This window comes from Paenarthrobacter sp. NPDC057355 (assembly GCF_042667405.1).
GTDB lineage: Bacteria > Actinomycetota > Actinomycetes > Actinomycetales > Micrococcaceae > Arthrobacter.
The window spans coordinates 232,142-246,210 of sequence record NZ_JBHVAL010000004.1 but is presented as its reverse complement, the minus strand read 5'-3'; the positions used below and the strand labels follow the sequence as shown (position 1 = coordinate 246,210).

Annotated in this window: 15 protein-coding genes and 1 pseudogene; 12 read left to right on the top strand and 4 right to left on the bottom strand. The window is 59.7% G+C overall.

The window, feature by feature from the left end; translation table 11 throughout:
* From ACFUOZ_RS07790 to ACFUOZ_RS07745, 10 genes and pseudogenes are all read left to right on the top strand, one after another.
* A pseudogene (locus tag ACFUOZ_RS07790) lies at positions 1-180 on the top strand (hypothetical protein); the annotation flags it as partial.
* 17 nt (positions 181-197) lie between these two features.
* Positions 198-569 carry a DUF6507 family protein gene (locus tag ACFUOZ_RS07785; protein WP_377546438.1) on the top strand — a complete coding sequence of 124 codons (372 nt, stop codon included), beginning with the start codon at positions 198-200 and terminating at the stop codon, positions 567-569.
* Position 570: 1 nt separating this feature from the next.
* A complete protein-coding gene (locus ACFUOZ_RS07780; protein ID WP_377546435.1) occupies positions 571-2,943 on the top strand; it encodes a hypothetical protein in 2,373 nt (790 codons plus the stop codon).
* A gap of 14 nt (positions 2,944-2,957) precedes the next feature.
* Complete coding sequence (locus tag ACFUOZ_RS07775; protein WP_377546433.1) at positions 2,958-3,617, top strand: hypothetical protein; 660 nt, start codon at positions 2,958-2,960, stop codon at positions 3,615-3,617.
* A 320-nt stretch (positions 3,618-3,937) separates the two neighbouring features.
* A complete protein-coding gene (locus ACFUOZ_RS07770) occupies positions 3,938-4,432 on the top strand; it encodes a hypothetical protein (RefSeq protein WP_377546430.1) in 495 nt (164 codons plus the stop codon).
* A gap of 576 nt (positions 4,433-5,008) precedes the next feature.
* Positions 5,009-5,203: a hypothetical protein gene (locus tag ACFUOZ_RS07765; protein ID WP_377546427.1), complete on the top strand. Its 195-nt coding sequence runs from the start codon at positions 5,009-5,011 to the stop codon at positions 5,201-5,203.
* 131 nt (positions 5,204-5,334) lie between these two features.
* Complete coding sequence (locus ACFUOZ_RS07760; RefSeq protein ID WP_377546424.1) at positions 5,335-5,985, top strand: hypothetical protein; 651 nt, start codon at positions 5,335-5,337, stop codon at positions 5,983-5,985.
* Positions 5,986-6,280: 295 nt separating this feature from the next.
* Entirely contained in the window at positions 6,281-6,931 is a 651-nt protein-coding gene (locus ACFUOZ_RS07755; RefSeq protein ID WP_377546422.1) for a hypothetical protein, read from the top strand.
* Between the two features lie 224 nt (positions 6,932-7,155).
* On the top strand, positions 7,156-7,821 hold the full coding sequence (locus tag ACFUOZ_RS07750) for a hypothetical protein (protein ID WP_377546419.1): 666 nt from the start codon (positions 7,156-7,158) through the stop codon (positions 7,819-7,821).
* Between the two features lie 144 nt (positions 7,822-7,965).
* Positions 7,966-8,622: a hypothetical protein gene (locus ACFUOZ_RS07745; protein WP_377546417.1), complete on the top strand. Its 657-nt coding sequence runs from the start codon at positions 7,966-7,968 to the stop codon at positions 8,620-8,622.
* 107 nt (positions 8,623-8,729) lie between these two features.
* On the opposite strand, the gene ACFUOZ_RS07740 is transcribed toward ACFUOZ_RS07745, so the two are convergent.
* Positions 8,730-9,035 (bottom strand): winged helix-turn-helix domain-containing protein, encoded by a 306-nt coding sequence (locus ACFUOZ_RS07740; RefSeq protein ID WP_377546415.1) that lies wholly within the window; start codon positions 9,033-9,035, stop codon positions 8,730-8,732.
* The gene (locus tag ACFUOZ_RS07735; protein ID WP_377546413.1) at positions 9,032-9,475 is read right to left on the bottom strand and encodes a hypothetical protein; all 444 of its coding nucleotides are present in this window, start codon (positions 9,473-9,475) and stop codon (positions 9,032-9,034) included. The genes ACFUOZ_RS07740 and ACFUOZ_RS07735 overlap by 4 nt, the downstream gene beginning before the upstream one ends.
* A 178-nt stretch (positions 9,476-9,653) precedes the next feature.
* Here ACFUOZ_RS07735 and ACFUOZ_RS07730 point away from each other — a divergent pair, with 178 nt between their 5' ends.
* Positions 9,654-10,841, top strand: a complete 1,188-nt coding sequence (locus ACFUOZ_RS07730) for a TerC/Alx family metal homeostasis membrane protein (RefSeq protein WP_377546411.1) — start codon at positions 9,654-9,656, stop codon at positions 10,839-10,841.
* Positions 10,842-10,900: 59 nt separating this feature from the next.
* On the opposite strand, the gene ACFUOZ_RS07725 is transcribed toward ACFUOZ_RS07730, so the two are convergent.
* Complete coding sequence (locus tag ACFUOZ_RS07725; protein WP_377546409.1) at positions 10,901-12,265, bottom strand: MFS transporter; 1,365 nt, start codon at positions 12,263-12,265, stop codon at positions 10,901-10,903.
* A 320-nt stretch (positions 12,266-12,585) separates the two neighbouring features.
* Positions 12,586-13,323, bottom strand: coding sequence for an ANTAR domain-containing protein (locus ACFUOZ_RS07720; RefSeq protein ID WP_377546406.1), 738 nt, complete (start codon positions 13,321-13,323; stop codon positions 12,586-12,588).
* 280 nt (positions 13,324-13,603) lie between these two features.
* Here ACFUOZ_RS07720 and ACFUOZ_RS07715 point away from each other — a divergent pair, with 280 nt between their 5' ends.
* The gene (locus ACFUOZ_RS07715; protein WP_377546404.1) at positions 13,604-14,023 is read left to right on the top strand and encodes a hypothetical protein; all 420 of its coding nucleotides are present in this window, start codon (positions 13,604-13,606) and stop codon (positions 14,021-14,023) included.
* Positions 14,024-14,069 lie beyond the last annotated feature (46 nt).

The window sequence follows — 14,069 nt, the reverse complement described above, 5'->3', positions numbered from 1 at the left end:
TCCGACTTCCGCGCCGACGGCGTCGACACCGAATACCAGGCCGTCGAAACCCGCTGGAACACCGCCGCCGACGAAGTCAAAGCCATCATCACCCTGGTCCGCACCACCCTGGGCCAAAACGACGAAACCGCCACCACCGCCGCGACCTCTGCCCGCAACGCCGTGCAGAGCATCGGCTAACCCCCGGCTTCTCGATCATGGCTGTCTGGAACATAGACGTCACCGCGGCGTCATCGACGATAAAGGCCACCGCAGCCCAGGTAGAAGGCGCCCAGCCCTGCCTTGAAGGTATGGGCACGGCACTCCAACAAGCCGCTGCGGCGATCCCGGATGATGCGGGCGTGGTCCTTGCTGCGCTGAACGATGTTGTGACGCTGAGGCTTGGCCCTGCCGCTACCGAGGTTGCAAGCCGCTCGGAGAACGTCATCGTGTCCACCGCCCAGGCCTTGAATTTCTACCAGCAAGGGGATCTGACCATGGCGACCGCTGCCCAACGCAGTGCCGGACAGGTCGATTCACGCACCCCTGTGGCACCCACGAGTGGGCCCATGAAACGCCTAAAGGATTGACATGAGTGCTGATGTTGGCCCTTCCGGGCTGAACCCCACAGGTGGGTTTGCTCTGCCCGACGTTAATGCCCTGGACGCCGCGGCCCAGTCGCTCCGGCAGCACGCTGATGATTTCCTCGCCGGCGTGGCGACCTCAACGGCTATCTGGCGGGGATTGTCCTCCTCGTATTCCTCAGATGAGTCGCCCACGGTGCTGGCGGCGTTCGGGACCATCATGCCCTCAGCCCAGCGGGTGCAAGGAGCAGGAGCATCGACGTCCACGGCGTTGGCGGCGTTCTCGGCCACGTGCCGTGAGCTGAAGCAGCGCCTGGAAGCGTATGGACGGAAGGTCCAGGCTTTGGACGCCGACATCGGCGCGTTCCCCACGTCCGTGGAAAAGACCACGGTGCTCAAGGACGAAGTGATCACCACCCGGGTGCAACAGCACTGGTCCGGCGAAGCGGACCTCACCGCCCGGCATGACAGTCTCGCCTCCGAGGTCCAGGCCATCCACAATGACTACCTCGCCGCACAGAACAGCTGCGCCAGCGCCCTGGCTGTCGCTTCCGGTGGCGAAACCTACACCACGTCCCGGCCCGAAGGCCCGGACATGAAGTCCGGCAACTGGCTCGACGAGGTTCTCTGGAACGCAGGAACAGCGCTTGGAATCGAACATCCCCAAGAGGACCAGCCTTGGGGCAAGCAAACGGTGCCCTACCGACCGAACGGAACCTTGGGCCTCCTCCAAGGCTTCGGCGCGGGAGCGATAGAACTCATCGACGGCGTCTACTCATTCGTCGGCACAGGCAACCCCATCAAAAGGCAACAAGCTTGGGCCGGCATGGGTGCAGCCGTAGGGGCGTTGACCACGCTGGCCCTGACGCCGCTGTCAGCCTGGGATGAAGAACGAAAGCAACGAGAAGCCCCGGAAGTCCAGAAAGCACTGGACCTGCTCGGATCCATGGGACCGGCGTTCCTCCACGCCGAGGAAGCCGGAACCAATCCCAACTGGGCAGCTGGGGCGACCAGCTTCAGCGTTGCCAGCTTCGTTGGTTCCTACGGTGCCGGGACGGCCCTGAAAAGCGGAGCAGTGGCCAGCAAAGTCGGCGCCATCGCCGAACGACTCAGCGTCGCTACCGTGCAAAGCGCGCGCCTGCAAAATCTCTCAGCCATGCTCGGCGCAACAGCAAACGGCCTCAAAACGACCGGAGAGTTCCTGGCCAAACCCGGCTCGCTGACCCTCAAGGTCTCCGACATCCTGATGCCCAACACCACCGCTAAACTCATCAACACCATGGCCCAAGCCCGCCACGCGAGCTGGGCCGCGATCAGCACTGTCAAAACAGGGACCCTGGACACCATCACCGCGTCCAAACATGGACTCGCCGACGGCATGGGACAGCTCGCCAACGGCCTGCGCGCAGCAGAAGCGACCATCCCGGGCCCGGTCGTACCGCACCCTAGCGGCCTGTTGACCCGCACCGGAATCCAAACCGGGATCCCCGACCTGCTCGAGAACAAGGCCGCGAAGATCCGGGAGAACAACCCACCGGCCTTCGTGCCACCCAAAAACCCCGCCGCCGATGCCCCCTCCCCTGCCCACACACCGAGCCTGGAGGAACGCTTCCCGACGCCGGAGAACATCACCAACACCGTCACCTACCGGCACGGCGACAGCGCCTTTCCCGTCTACCGCAAAGAGAACTTCGCCGCACGCACCACCCTGAAGCCGAACACCGAATACATCATCGAGCACCGCGGCCTCATGAGAGACAGCACAGGCGCCCTCAAAGCAAACACCATCGAGAAGTACTACACCGATGAAACCGGCACCGTCACCCGGGTAGATACCTACGCCGGGGTCAAAGGCGCATGGTCCCCCGAACTGAACAAACCCATGCCGAACGTCACCTACAACGTGGTCGCCCAAGTCGACGGTGGATTGCAGAACACCTTCACCCTCAAAATGGACGCCAACGGAGACCTCGCCTCCGCCAAAGGCCACATCACCTCCACCCTCGTCGGCGACGCCAACCGCAACGGATGGCAACAACTAAAAGCCGGCCGGCTCGGCGGTCCCGGCTACGACGGCGGCCACGCAGCCCCCTCAGCCCTGGGCTTCATCGGCGAACGCGGCGGACTCTTCCCACAACACGCATGGCAAAACCGCGGTATAGGTATGAGAAACGACGATGTCAACTTCCACGAGATCGAGATGAATATCATCAATGAAGCCAAGACACGGCTACAAGAAGGCCGGGAACTGGACCTAAAGTGGGAGATGGAACTTGTTCCTGGAAACAAACCCGGAGTACCTGACTCAACGGAATTAAGTTATGCGTTCGGAGATGAAGAGATCAGCTTCGAAAGATTCAATAACCTTCCCAAACCCTAGTTAGGCTAGACGCGATGCGCATCAACGACCTGAGTTCCGTGGCAACAGTTAGCGATGGACTGCATAGGCTGTCCGATGAGGCCTATGGCCCTGAGGGCTTCGCCCATGGTTCGGATGAGGTCATCCACGTCTTAATTCACCGCGGTTCCAGAACGATGGGCTATGGGTACTTGGTTGAAGGAGACCGGAGGACTAGTAGGGGGCTAAAGGGTGGAAAAGATGAGTTCTCCCGCGAAGCCCTCCATAATTGGCTGGACGAGTGCCGTGACCTCGCGTATTGTCCTGGACTCGGAACTTGGACTACGGCCGAAGTTCATGTCTTTCCTGACAAGCCAGGGCGGCTGGACGTCTTTGAAGAGGAACACCTCCGAAAGATGGAGAATGGCCGCTGGTACCCCGGTGCCCACCCGGCGGACGCTGCCACATGGGTCAAACAACTACTGAGATACCCGCGAACTGTGGACAACATCCCGCCGTGGATGTGGGATATCTTCCGGGCTGAGGACGTAACTCCGCCGATCTACAACCCGGAGTTCAATTCCGTGGATTGGAAGAACCGGCGACGCCCGGTCACTGATAGAGGGACTGACTTCACAGTCGAACCGACCGTGATCGATTCTTCCTTGGAACCCGGCGTCTTCGCCAAGATCGGAAAGAAACTCTTCGGAGGATAAGAAATACGAGACCCGACCAGCGTCATATTTGTTTCAGCTCAGCCATACAAGAGTTTCGGCAACCGCGAATCCCGCGGCCGACGTCGTCAATCTTCCTTATTCTGACCCGGAAACAACGCGCAGGCTTGGATATAGCGTTCTTGAGCTGAAGGATCCTTGAGAAAATGGCTACATACGACTTTGATCGTCACCTTCTAGTGAGGGATGGCCTTGAGCGGCTTCAGGGTGAAGCCTTTGGCCCAACCGGATTTGCGTCGGGAATGGACGAGGTGGTCGACATTGTCATTAAACGACCCTCGTCGACTTACACACGAGGGCACATGAAGTTGGGCGCTGAGATGGTGCAGCGTGAACGCGATGCCAAGTACTCGAAGGAGGCACTTAGCAAGTGGCTCGACGATTGTCGGATCCTTGCGTATGTTCCAGGTCGAGGAACCTGGACCACCGCCGAAGTTCATATTTTCGCGACGAGCGAAGGACGGTTGGATCTCTTCGACGAGGAGCACCTGGATCGGATGCCCAACGGCAATTGGTACCCGGGAGCCAAGCCTTCTGACGCCGCAACTTGGGCACAACAATTGCTGCGGTTCCCTCGCACCGTCGACAACATCCCGTCCTGGATGTGGGATATCTTCCGGACTGAGGACGTAACTCCGCCGATCTACAACCCCGAGTTCAACTCCGTGGACTGGAAGAATCGCCGACGCCCGGTCACTGACAGGGGAACTGACTTCACAGTTGAACCAACTATTATCGATCCTTCGTTGGAGCCCGGCGTCTTCGCCAAAATCGGCAAGAAACTCTTCGGCGGATAAGACCAACGCGACCCGACCGACGTCGTCATTTTCAGGTCAGTAAAGCGGCTGACGCGCCGCCCACAGATCCTGCGACCGCCGTCGTCGACCTTCATCGTGCCGAGGGCCCGGAGGATCAAATATGAGAAAAAGCGTAGTTGTTGACACGCCATTCGTTGCTGCCGGATTGGCCCGTCTCCAGGTAGAAGCCTTTTCGGAGGGTGGACCGGGATATGGCGCCCAAGAGGTTGTCAGTACGTCACTCGTACGCCAGAGCATTTCGCGCAGGTGCGAGGACGTTCGGCTGAACGGGCAATGGGTCTTTCCGAGTTTTTCGGCCCGCTTCTCGGTTGAAGCCATGGACGATTGGCTTCTCGATGTCCGCGAACGGTGTTATAGACCAGGCGAGGGCACTTGGATAACATACCGAGTTTTCCTGTACCCAGATGTCCCCGGGCGACTTGAAGCATTTGACGAAGTTCTGCCAACGAGAGGACTTTTTGCTTCCTCGGGATCGCAAAGCACGCGGTCAAATGCTGCAATTTGGAAATCCGAGCTTATGGCCTACCACGAACGGCAGAAAACATCCCGGAGTGGATGCAGGAAACCTTCAGGGCGGGAAACATCACGCCACCTCTATACAATCCGGACCTGCGAACGGTGGACTGGGACAACCGCCGTCGGCCGGTCACCGAACGTGGAACTGACTTCACGGAGGAACCATCTGTAATCAACCCCTCGCTGGAGCTGGGTGTTTTCGCCAAAATAAGCAAGAAGCTCTTCGGAGCTTAGAAAATTAGGATAAAGTCATGCTGAAATCGAGTCCATTATCCGTAGTCGATTTTGCTCCATCGAAGATACGACCTACCGCGGTGGTATAAAGACCTGCCCCCATTTGAAGATGAGTAAGTAGGTTTCATAGTATGACTAGTTTTGAGCTTGGCGAGGACCCGTGGGTTGGGAGCGGACTGTATCGACTGCAGGAGGAAGCCTTCGGAAATTCAGGGTTCGCTCTCGGTGCAAGTGAACTAATCGATGTCCTCGTGCATAGATCCAGCAGCACCTTCTGGCGCGGACGAATGTATCAAGGCGGCAGCCGGGTGCCCCGTGGAAGTACGTTCCACTTCTCGGACGATTCATTGACAGCGTGGCTTGATGAGTGCCATGTTCGTGCCTATAAGCTCGGCCTAGGAACATGGACAACGGCCGAGGTTCACATCTATCCAGACCGACCCGGAAGGCTCGAACTCTTCGAAGAGGAACTTCTGGAGAGAATGCCTGACGGTCATTGGTACCCGGGAGCACGTCCCTCTGGAGCAAGCGCGTGGGCGCAACAACTCCTCGCATTTCCGCGGTCTAAAGACAGCATTCCCAGATGGATGTGGGATATCTTCCGGGCGGAGGACGTGTCTCCTCCTTTGTACAACCCGGAGTTCAACTCCGTGGACTGGAAGAATCGGCGACGCCCGGTTACTGACAGGGGAACTGACTTCACAGTCGAGCCAACAATTATTGACCCATCGTTGGAGCCGGGTGTCTTCGCCAAGATCGGACGGAAACTCTTCGGAGGGTAAGACCAACGCGACCCGACCGACGTCGTCATTTACATGTCAGTAAAGCGGCATTCGCGCCGCCCACGGATCCTGCGACCGCCGTCGTCGACCTTCATCGCCCCAGGACCTGCCGACCGCGGCCGCCATCGGTGAGAACTACTACACCGATGACACCGGCACTGTCACTCGGGAAGATTCCTACGCCGTGGTCAAAGGCGCATGGTCCCCCGGAATTGGAGCTTGAGTATCGCTTTAGCCAGGACCGTGCCACATTCAAGACCTTCAATAACTAGACCAATTGGGAGAGTGTAGGCAGTTGACTTCTTACAACCTGCGCGACGAGCCTGTGATCATGCGGGGCTTGGCGAGACTTCAGAGGGAAGCGTTCGGGCCCTCAGGGTTTGCTGTCGGCATTACCTCGGCCACTGCGACATTTATTCATCACGTCTCGGGAACGTCGTGGCATGGATCTATGCAGGCGGAGTCAGGTATGAGCTTTATGGCAGGGGACCAGCGCTTCTCCCGAGAGGCTTGGAACGATTGGTTGGAAGAGTGCCGCATACTGGCCTATCGGCCTGGTGCGGGAACCTGGACCACAGCTGAAGTGTTCATCTTTCCAGACCGCCCCGGCCAACTTCAATTTTTCGACGAGGAGCGTCTGGAACGCGACCCAGACGGACACTGGTACCCTGGCGAGCACCCGTCGGATGCCCGCGTCTGGGCTGAAGAACTCCTACACTTCCCTCGTGCTGTCGACAACATCCCGTCCTGGATGTGGGATATTTTCAAGGCTGAGGACGTAGCTCCGCCGATCTACAATCCGGAGTTCAACTCTGTGGATTGGAAGAATCGGCGTCGGCCGGTAACTGATAGGGGGACTGACTTCACAGTCGAACCGACCGTGATCGATCCTTCCTTGGAACCCGGTGTTTTCGCCAAGATCGGCAAGAAACTCTTCGGCGGCTAAGACAAGCGAGACTGATCAGGCATAGGGGTCGGTTGAGCCAAAGAGCGAAAGCTGCCAGCCCCAAATCCCGCGCCCGCCGCCGTCGACCTCCTCTCACCCTTGGAGCGCCCGACCGCGTGCAGCTTGTCCCGAACCTAAACCTGGTTTACCTTCCGGCGTTCGGCTCCGCTATAACTTCGAAGGAGAAGAGATAGAAAGGGTAGGTTTCAATAACCTGAACATGGATGGAGAACCGACCGATGCCAGTAAGTAGGACGCTGCACGATGAATTTGTGAGAGAGGGGCTTAAACGGCTCCAGCTCGAGGCATTTTCGGAGCGGGGACCCGGTAGCGGTGCTGAAGAAGTAGTGAGCACTTCGGTTGTCCAACAAGCCATGTCGCGTCGGTACGACGACGTAAAGCGCAACGGCCAGTGGGAGCAGGCTGATATCTCCTCAGATTTCTCAGACGAGGCCATGGACAGATGGTTGCTTGAGTTGCGAGAACGCTGCTACGTAATCGGTGAGGGTACTTGGATGACGTGCAGGGTGTTCCTTTATCCAGACCAGCCAGGTCGGCTCGAAGTTTTTGACGAAGAGCTACTCACCAAGGGGCTTCACTCTACGTCAGGGCGGCTAAATGCGCCGTCGAGCGCTGCGACACTCACGTCCGAGCTCTTGGCATTCCCGCGAACAGCAGAGAACATCCCGTCCTGGATACAGGATGCCTTCGCATCCGAAGGCGTGACTCCTCCTTTATACAACCCGGAGTTCAACTCCGTTGACTGGAACAACCGTCGCCGCCCGGTCACCGAACGGGGAACCGACTTCACAGTCGAACCAACTATCATCGATCCTTCGTTGAAACCTGGTGTCTTCGCAAAAATTGGCAAAAGACTCTTCGGAGGCTAGGACAGACACGCCGCGATCGTCGTCGTCCTTTCGGTCAGTTAGGCGACAGTCTTGCCGGCTACGCATCCCCCGCCCGCAGTCATTCTGGGACCGCAAAACCAATCGATTGGATATTGCGAAGCCTCCCTACGAAAATGGGCCCCAATGGTCACGTTTGATTTGAACTCAGAACCCTACGTCGAGCTCGGACTACAGAGGCTTTCCGGCGAGGCTTTCGGGCCAGAGGGCTTCGCACAGCACATGGACAAAGTGGTTCATGTGCTGATCCACCGCCGAACAAGCACGTTCGGGCACGGCCAAATGGTTGCCGGCGCACGCCTTTTCTATACGGGCCGATCAGATACAGATAGGTTCTCCTACGAAGGCTTGAACGTCTGGCTCGATGAATGCAGACTCTTGGCGTATACGCCGGGCGTAGGAACCTGGAGCACGGCCGTCGTCCACGTCTTTCCAGACCGAGCTGGCCAGCTTGAACTCTTCGATGAAGAACTTTTGGAGAGAGATAATCAGGGTAATTGGCCACCCGGCGGAAAGCCTGCCAACGCCCATACATGGACCCAGCAACTCCTGGCCTTCCCGCGAACTGCGGACAACATCCCTTCCTGGATGTGGGATATCTTCCGGACGGAGGAGGTAACTCCTCCGTTCTACAACCCGCAGTTCAACTCCGTTGACTGGAAGAATCGGCGACGCCCGGTCACTGATAGGGGAACGGACTTCACGGTCGAACCAACGATCATCGATCCGTCGTTGGAGCCAGGGGTCTTCGCAAAAATTGGCAAGAAACTCTTCGGCCGATAAGACCAGCGCAACCCAACCGGCGTCGTGATTTCAGCTCCACCAGGCGAAAGTCTTGCGAGCCACACACGCCGCGTCTCGCCGTCGTACGCTTCCCGGCGAGCCAGCCGTCAGCCGCCGGCGATGTCCCGCAGCGTCTGCAGGTGCGCCGCCCACACCTCACGCCCGGAGGCAGTGAGGCTGGCCGAAGTCCGCGGCATCTTTCCTGCGAAGCTCTTCTTGATCTTCACGTACCCGGCCTTCTCCAGGATGGCCAGCTGCTTGCTCAAGACGGAATCGCTCACCTGGATGGCATCGCGGATGTCCTTGAAGTCCATCGACTCCGCCCCCGCCAAGGCAGCCATGATGGAGAACCGGACGGGTGAATGGACCAGTTCGTTGAGCTTGTGGCGCGGGTGCTCCGCCGGGGCGCTCATGCGCGCAGCTCGCGGAAGGCTGCGGCCAGGCCGATGCCTGCCAAAGCAATCGCCGCAGGTATGTAGAACCAGAGATTGCCGTCGCGGAAGAAGGACGCGCCCACGACGAGTGCCACCACGTACAGGGCAAAGTACGCCAACAGGGATGTCAGGAAGCGCTTGGTGTACCCAGCCTTCGTCGAGCGCTGGAACATGGGCCAGATGCTGGCCGTCACGGCAGCCCAGGCGCCCACGGAGCAAGCCAGCAAGGCGGCGCCATAGCCGGTGACCAGCACGATGTGCATGCCGATCATGAGCAAGGAACCCAGGATCGCGAGGCTGGTAAAGGTCACCGCGACCGGCCAAGCGGCGGTATTGGTGGACGTGGCGCTGATGGCCTCCGCCCGGGCCAGGAGTTCGCGGGCTTCTGCAGCGGATGGGCCGCTGATGTTTTCTGTCATTGTTCCCCCAAGAAGTTGGTCTGGTGCATTGAGCCTAGGAAAGTACTTTCCATATTGTCAAGTACTTTCCATGATACCTGCAGTTACCCGCGCCCGCTGTGGACCCGGTAAATTTGATTACACGAGTTTGACCCTCGGTGAGCAACACCACTCGCGCGCCTCACGAAAGCAGGATCACATGACCGTCTCACCCCTCATCTGGGGCATCACCATCGTCGTCATTCTGGCGCTTTTGGCCTTTGACTACTTCTTCCACATCCGCAAAGCCCACGTCCCATCGCTCAAAGAAGCAGCCATTTGGTCGTCCATTTACGTGGGACTGGCCGTCGTCTTCGGCATCCTGGTACTGGTCTTTGGCGGAGCTCAGATGGGCTCCGAGTACTTCGCCGGCTACATCACGGAGAAGGCACTCTCGGTCGACAACCTCTTCGTGTTCCTGATCATCATGGCGAGCTTCAGGGTGCCGCGCGAGGATCAGCAGAAGGTCCTCTTGTTCGGCATCGTGTTCTCGCTGATCGCCCGCACCGGCTTCATTTTCCTGGGCGCCGCGCTGATCAACTCGTTCGCCTGGGTGTTCTACATCTTCGGCCTCATCCTGCTGCTCACGGCAGGCAACCTACTCAAGCCCGGCGACCACGGCGACGATCAAGCGAACAACTTCATCATCCGCCTGGCCAAGAAGTTCTTCCACACCACGGATAAGTACGACGGCGACAAGCTCTTCACCATGGTCAACGGCAAGCGTGCCCTGACTCCCATGTTGTTGGTGATGGTGGCGATCGGCGGCACGGACATCCTGTTCGCGCTCGACTCCATCCCCGCGATCTTCGGCCTCACCCAGAATGTGTTCATCGTCTTCACGGCCACCGCATTTTCACTGATGGGCCTGCGCCAGCTCTACTTCCTGATCGACGGCCTGCTGGACCGCCTCATCTACCTCTCCTACGGACTGGCAGCCATCCTCGCGTTCATCGGCGTCAAGCTGATCCTGCACGCCCTTCACGAGAACAACCTCCCGTTCATCAACGACGGCGAGCACGTCAACGTCATCGAAATCAGCACAGGCTTCTCGTTGTCTGTGATCGTTGGAACCCTGGTCATAACCGTTGCGCTCTCGCTCCTGAGCCCCGCAGGCAAGGCGCAGACGGCCATCAACAACGCCCGCCGGCACGCGGTGGACTACCTGGACCTCGACTACACTGCCGATGCCAACGAACGCGAGCGCATCTACCGCGCCCTGACCGCCGAGGAAGCACAGATCGTGCAGATGCCCCTGAAGTACAGGAACAAGGCCAAAGACGTGGACAAGATCCGCGAGCAAGTGGCCGAGGCACACCGCCAGCACGAGGAGTTCCTCAACCGCTAGGCGTTAGGAACCGGACGGGACCTTGGCACGCAGCCAGGGTCCCGTTTCGTTGCCCGCTGCTAGGCCGTGGGCTTCCGCCACATCACTGCAAGAACCAACACCACGGCACTAAGCCCCAGCATCACCAGAACCATGAAACCCCAGTTGGCCTGGTTCACGCCTGAGCCGTAGAGCACGCCGATCAGGACAGTAGCCGTGATGGCCCCGAGGTACCGGCACGTCTGGAATATCCCCGCCGCCACTCCCCTCTCCTCCGGCCGGGCGGACACGTAGAGGCCCTGGTTGGACGCCGTGCTGACCATCCCATACGGGACGCCCATCACCGCAGTGAGCACGAAGACCACCGGCGCCCACAGGGTCGCAGTCAGGAACCCCAGTGCTCCCGCTGCGATGGTCAGTATCAACACCCCGGCGATCAGCACCGAACGGACGCCGAACCGCTCAATGAACCGCACCGTCAGCGGCGTCACCACAACCGACAACGCAGCAAGGGGCAGCATCAGCAGGCCCACCACACCGGCGTCGTAATGGCCTGCTTCCTGCAGCAACTGCGGAAGTCCGAAGAACGCGAAGTAATAGACGCCGCTGAAGACAATAAAGAGCAGGTAGACCAGCAGCAGCGGACGGTTCCGGCCCAGCAGCCTCAGGTCAAGGAACGGAGGCCGGAACCGCAGCTCGCGCCAGGCAAAGAGCGCGCCAATCACCGTAGCGCCGCCGAGAAGATACCAGCGGTATCCGGGCAGGACGTTGAGCAGGGCCATCATGGCCAACATGAGCGAGGAAACGAACGCGAGAATGCCGGGAATGTCGGAGTCGCGGATAAGCGTTCCCAACGAACCCGTTTCGCGCCCTGAGTCCGCGGGCGCCGTCTGGCGCACAACGAATAGCGCGAGCAAGGCAATGGGCACGTTGATCGCAAACAAAGCCTGCCACCCCACCAGGCTCACCAGCAGGCCGCCCACCACCGGGCCTACCGCGGCAGCGGACGTATTCGCCATCTGGATGCGGCCCAGCGGTCGGGTGGAGGGCAGATTTGCCAGTTTGCTCAGCTCGGTAACCATTACGACGGCGGACGGGTAGGCGGTGGCGGTCCCCACCGCCATTAGGGCGCGGGCCACGCAGACGAGCGCGAAGTTCGGCAGGAAGGGCGCGATCGCGCAGGTAACCGCCACCAAGGCCATGCCGAACATAAACAATCGGCGGGGCCCGAACCGGTCGGCGAGCCTGCCCATGAGCGGCTGACCCGCCGCCGATGCCAAGTAGAAGGACGTGATCACCCAGGTGACCGTGGCGACGTCGAGCGCGAAGTGCTCCCGAAGGACCACTAACGCCACGGCGATCATGGACGAATTCAGCGGGTTCAGCGCCGTTCCAAGGCTCAGTGCTGCAATCGCGAGTCCGGGACGGGGATTTTTGGCGGTCACCCAACCCAGTCTGCTTCATGGTTGCCTCGGGTTACCAAACGGGTTCGGTGGGCGGACTCCGTGGGCGCGCGATTCTGCTGGATCATTCACTCTTGCTCAGGCACCGACCCGCGGAATTCCGGGGCAATGGTGAGGCGCCCGAGGCGATGATCCAGCAAAAAATGCAGTCCGCCCGAACAGTTAACCTTCCCGCCATTCCAAGTACGGCAGTCTCGATTCAGATACGCAGCTCCGGTGGAGGGCTGTCCGCGAATCTGGATGCCGAGGCCATGTTCGATCTCGCTGGCGTGGGACGGCGCGCTGCGTCGGTACCAGGCGCCCTACTCCTCGAAGTGCGTCGTGATCTTCCCCGACGAAACGGCAGCGACGATGGACTTGGCCAGGTGCCGCAGCTTGATGTTCCTGTTGCTGGAGGCAGTACGCAGAATGGTAAATGCCTCGTCCTGGTTGCACTTGTTCTGCGCCATGATCGCCCCGACAGCCAGGTCGATCACCGTGCGCGACTGCATTGCCGCTGCCATGTCGTTCCGGGCGTCGCTGAGTTGGGCGATTTTCAGGGCGAGCCGCAGCGATTTGGCGGCATGGAGGGCAAAGACCTCCGCCCGTTCCACATCGGCTTCACTGAAGGCTTTGACCTTCTCTGAGTAGAGGTTCAAGGCCGCGCGGGTATCGCCTTCGACCATCAGCGGCACACTGAGGATCGACCGCAGGCCTTGATCCGAGGCGGCCTGGACATATGCCGGCCAGCGGTGCTCGTTCAGGAGGTCCTCAACCAGCACGGGCGTGAGCTTGTCCATGGCCGTAAGACAGGGACCCTCGAAGGTGCTCTGGAGTTGATCCATGACGCGTGCGCGCTCGTCGCTGCTGGCAGCGGTTGCCGACTTCTTGCGGCGTAATACAGTGATGCCGCTGAAGACGGGGCTCTCCGGGTGGGAGAGGCTCTCGGCGGAGAAAGCTGCGAGATCGCTGAGAAATGCCTCAACGTCTTCACTACCCAGAACCAGATCCAAAAAGTATCCGTTCCGGAGAGCTTCCTGCTCGGGGAGGGGGTTGACCATGCACGTTCCTACTGACTGAAAAGCGTCCCCAGCAGACAGCAAAGGAGCGAAAAGGGCCGCCCTCTGCAAAACGGTCTGGCAATACCTTATCGCCCAACGATCACCGGTACAAAGTGCATCGCAAGACGACCTGACCTGCGGCAACGTCCCCACCAACATCCGATTTTGTCAACCCCGGCAACGTTTACAGGAGACGCAATAAGTAAGTAGGCTTACTATGCAAGCGCGGCCCACTAAACCGCGGTCCAGCAATGGACCATTCGTGCAAAGGAGTCATCAGATGGGCGTAGAAGACAGCATCCGCAAGGCCACTGAAAATGCCATGGAGGATCTGGCAGGCACCTCCGACCCCCTGGAAAAAGGCAGCGTGCCGGAACCCGGTGAGAAGGACGACGACGTTCAGGTCCACTCGTCCATCAGCGAAGGCTCCAACGCCATGGACTCGGAAACACCGGAGGAACAAGCCGACGAGCGTTCGTTCGCCGTGGACGGCCACGGTGAGACGCACGAAGAGCACGTTCACCACGATCAAGGCGTGACAGACAGCGACAGCAACCAGGATCGGGAAGGCGATAGGGACGTACCTTCTGCCACGGGCGACGTCCCCGGGCCAGCGGGCCTGCCCGAGGGTGATCCGGATTCCCTCCGGGCAGATCCCTCAGAAGGCGGCGAGGATCCTTCCACGTCGTACGGGTCCTAACGGCGAACGGGTGTGGAACTGGGTTCTTCCCTCTAGCGCACAGACG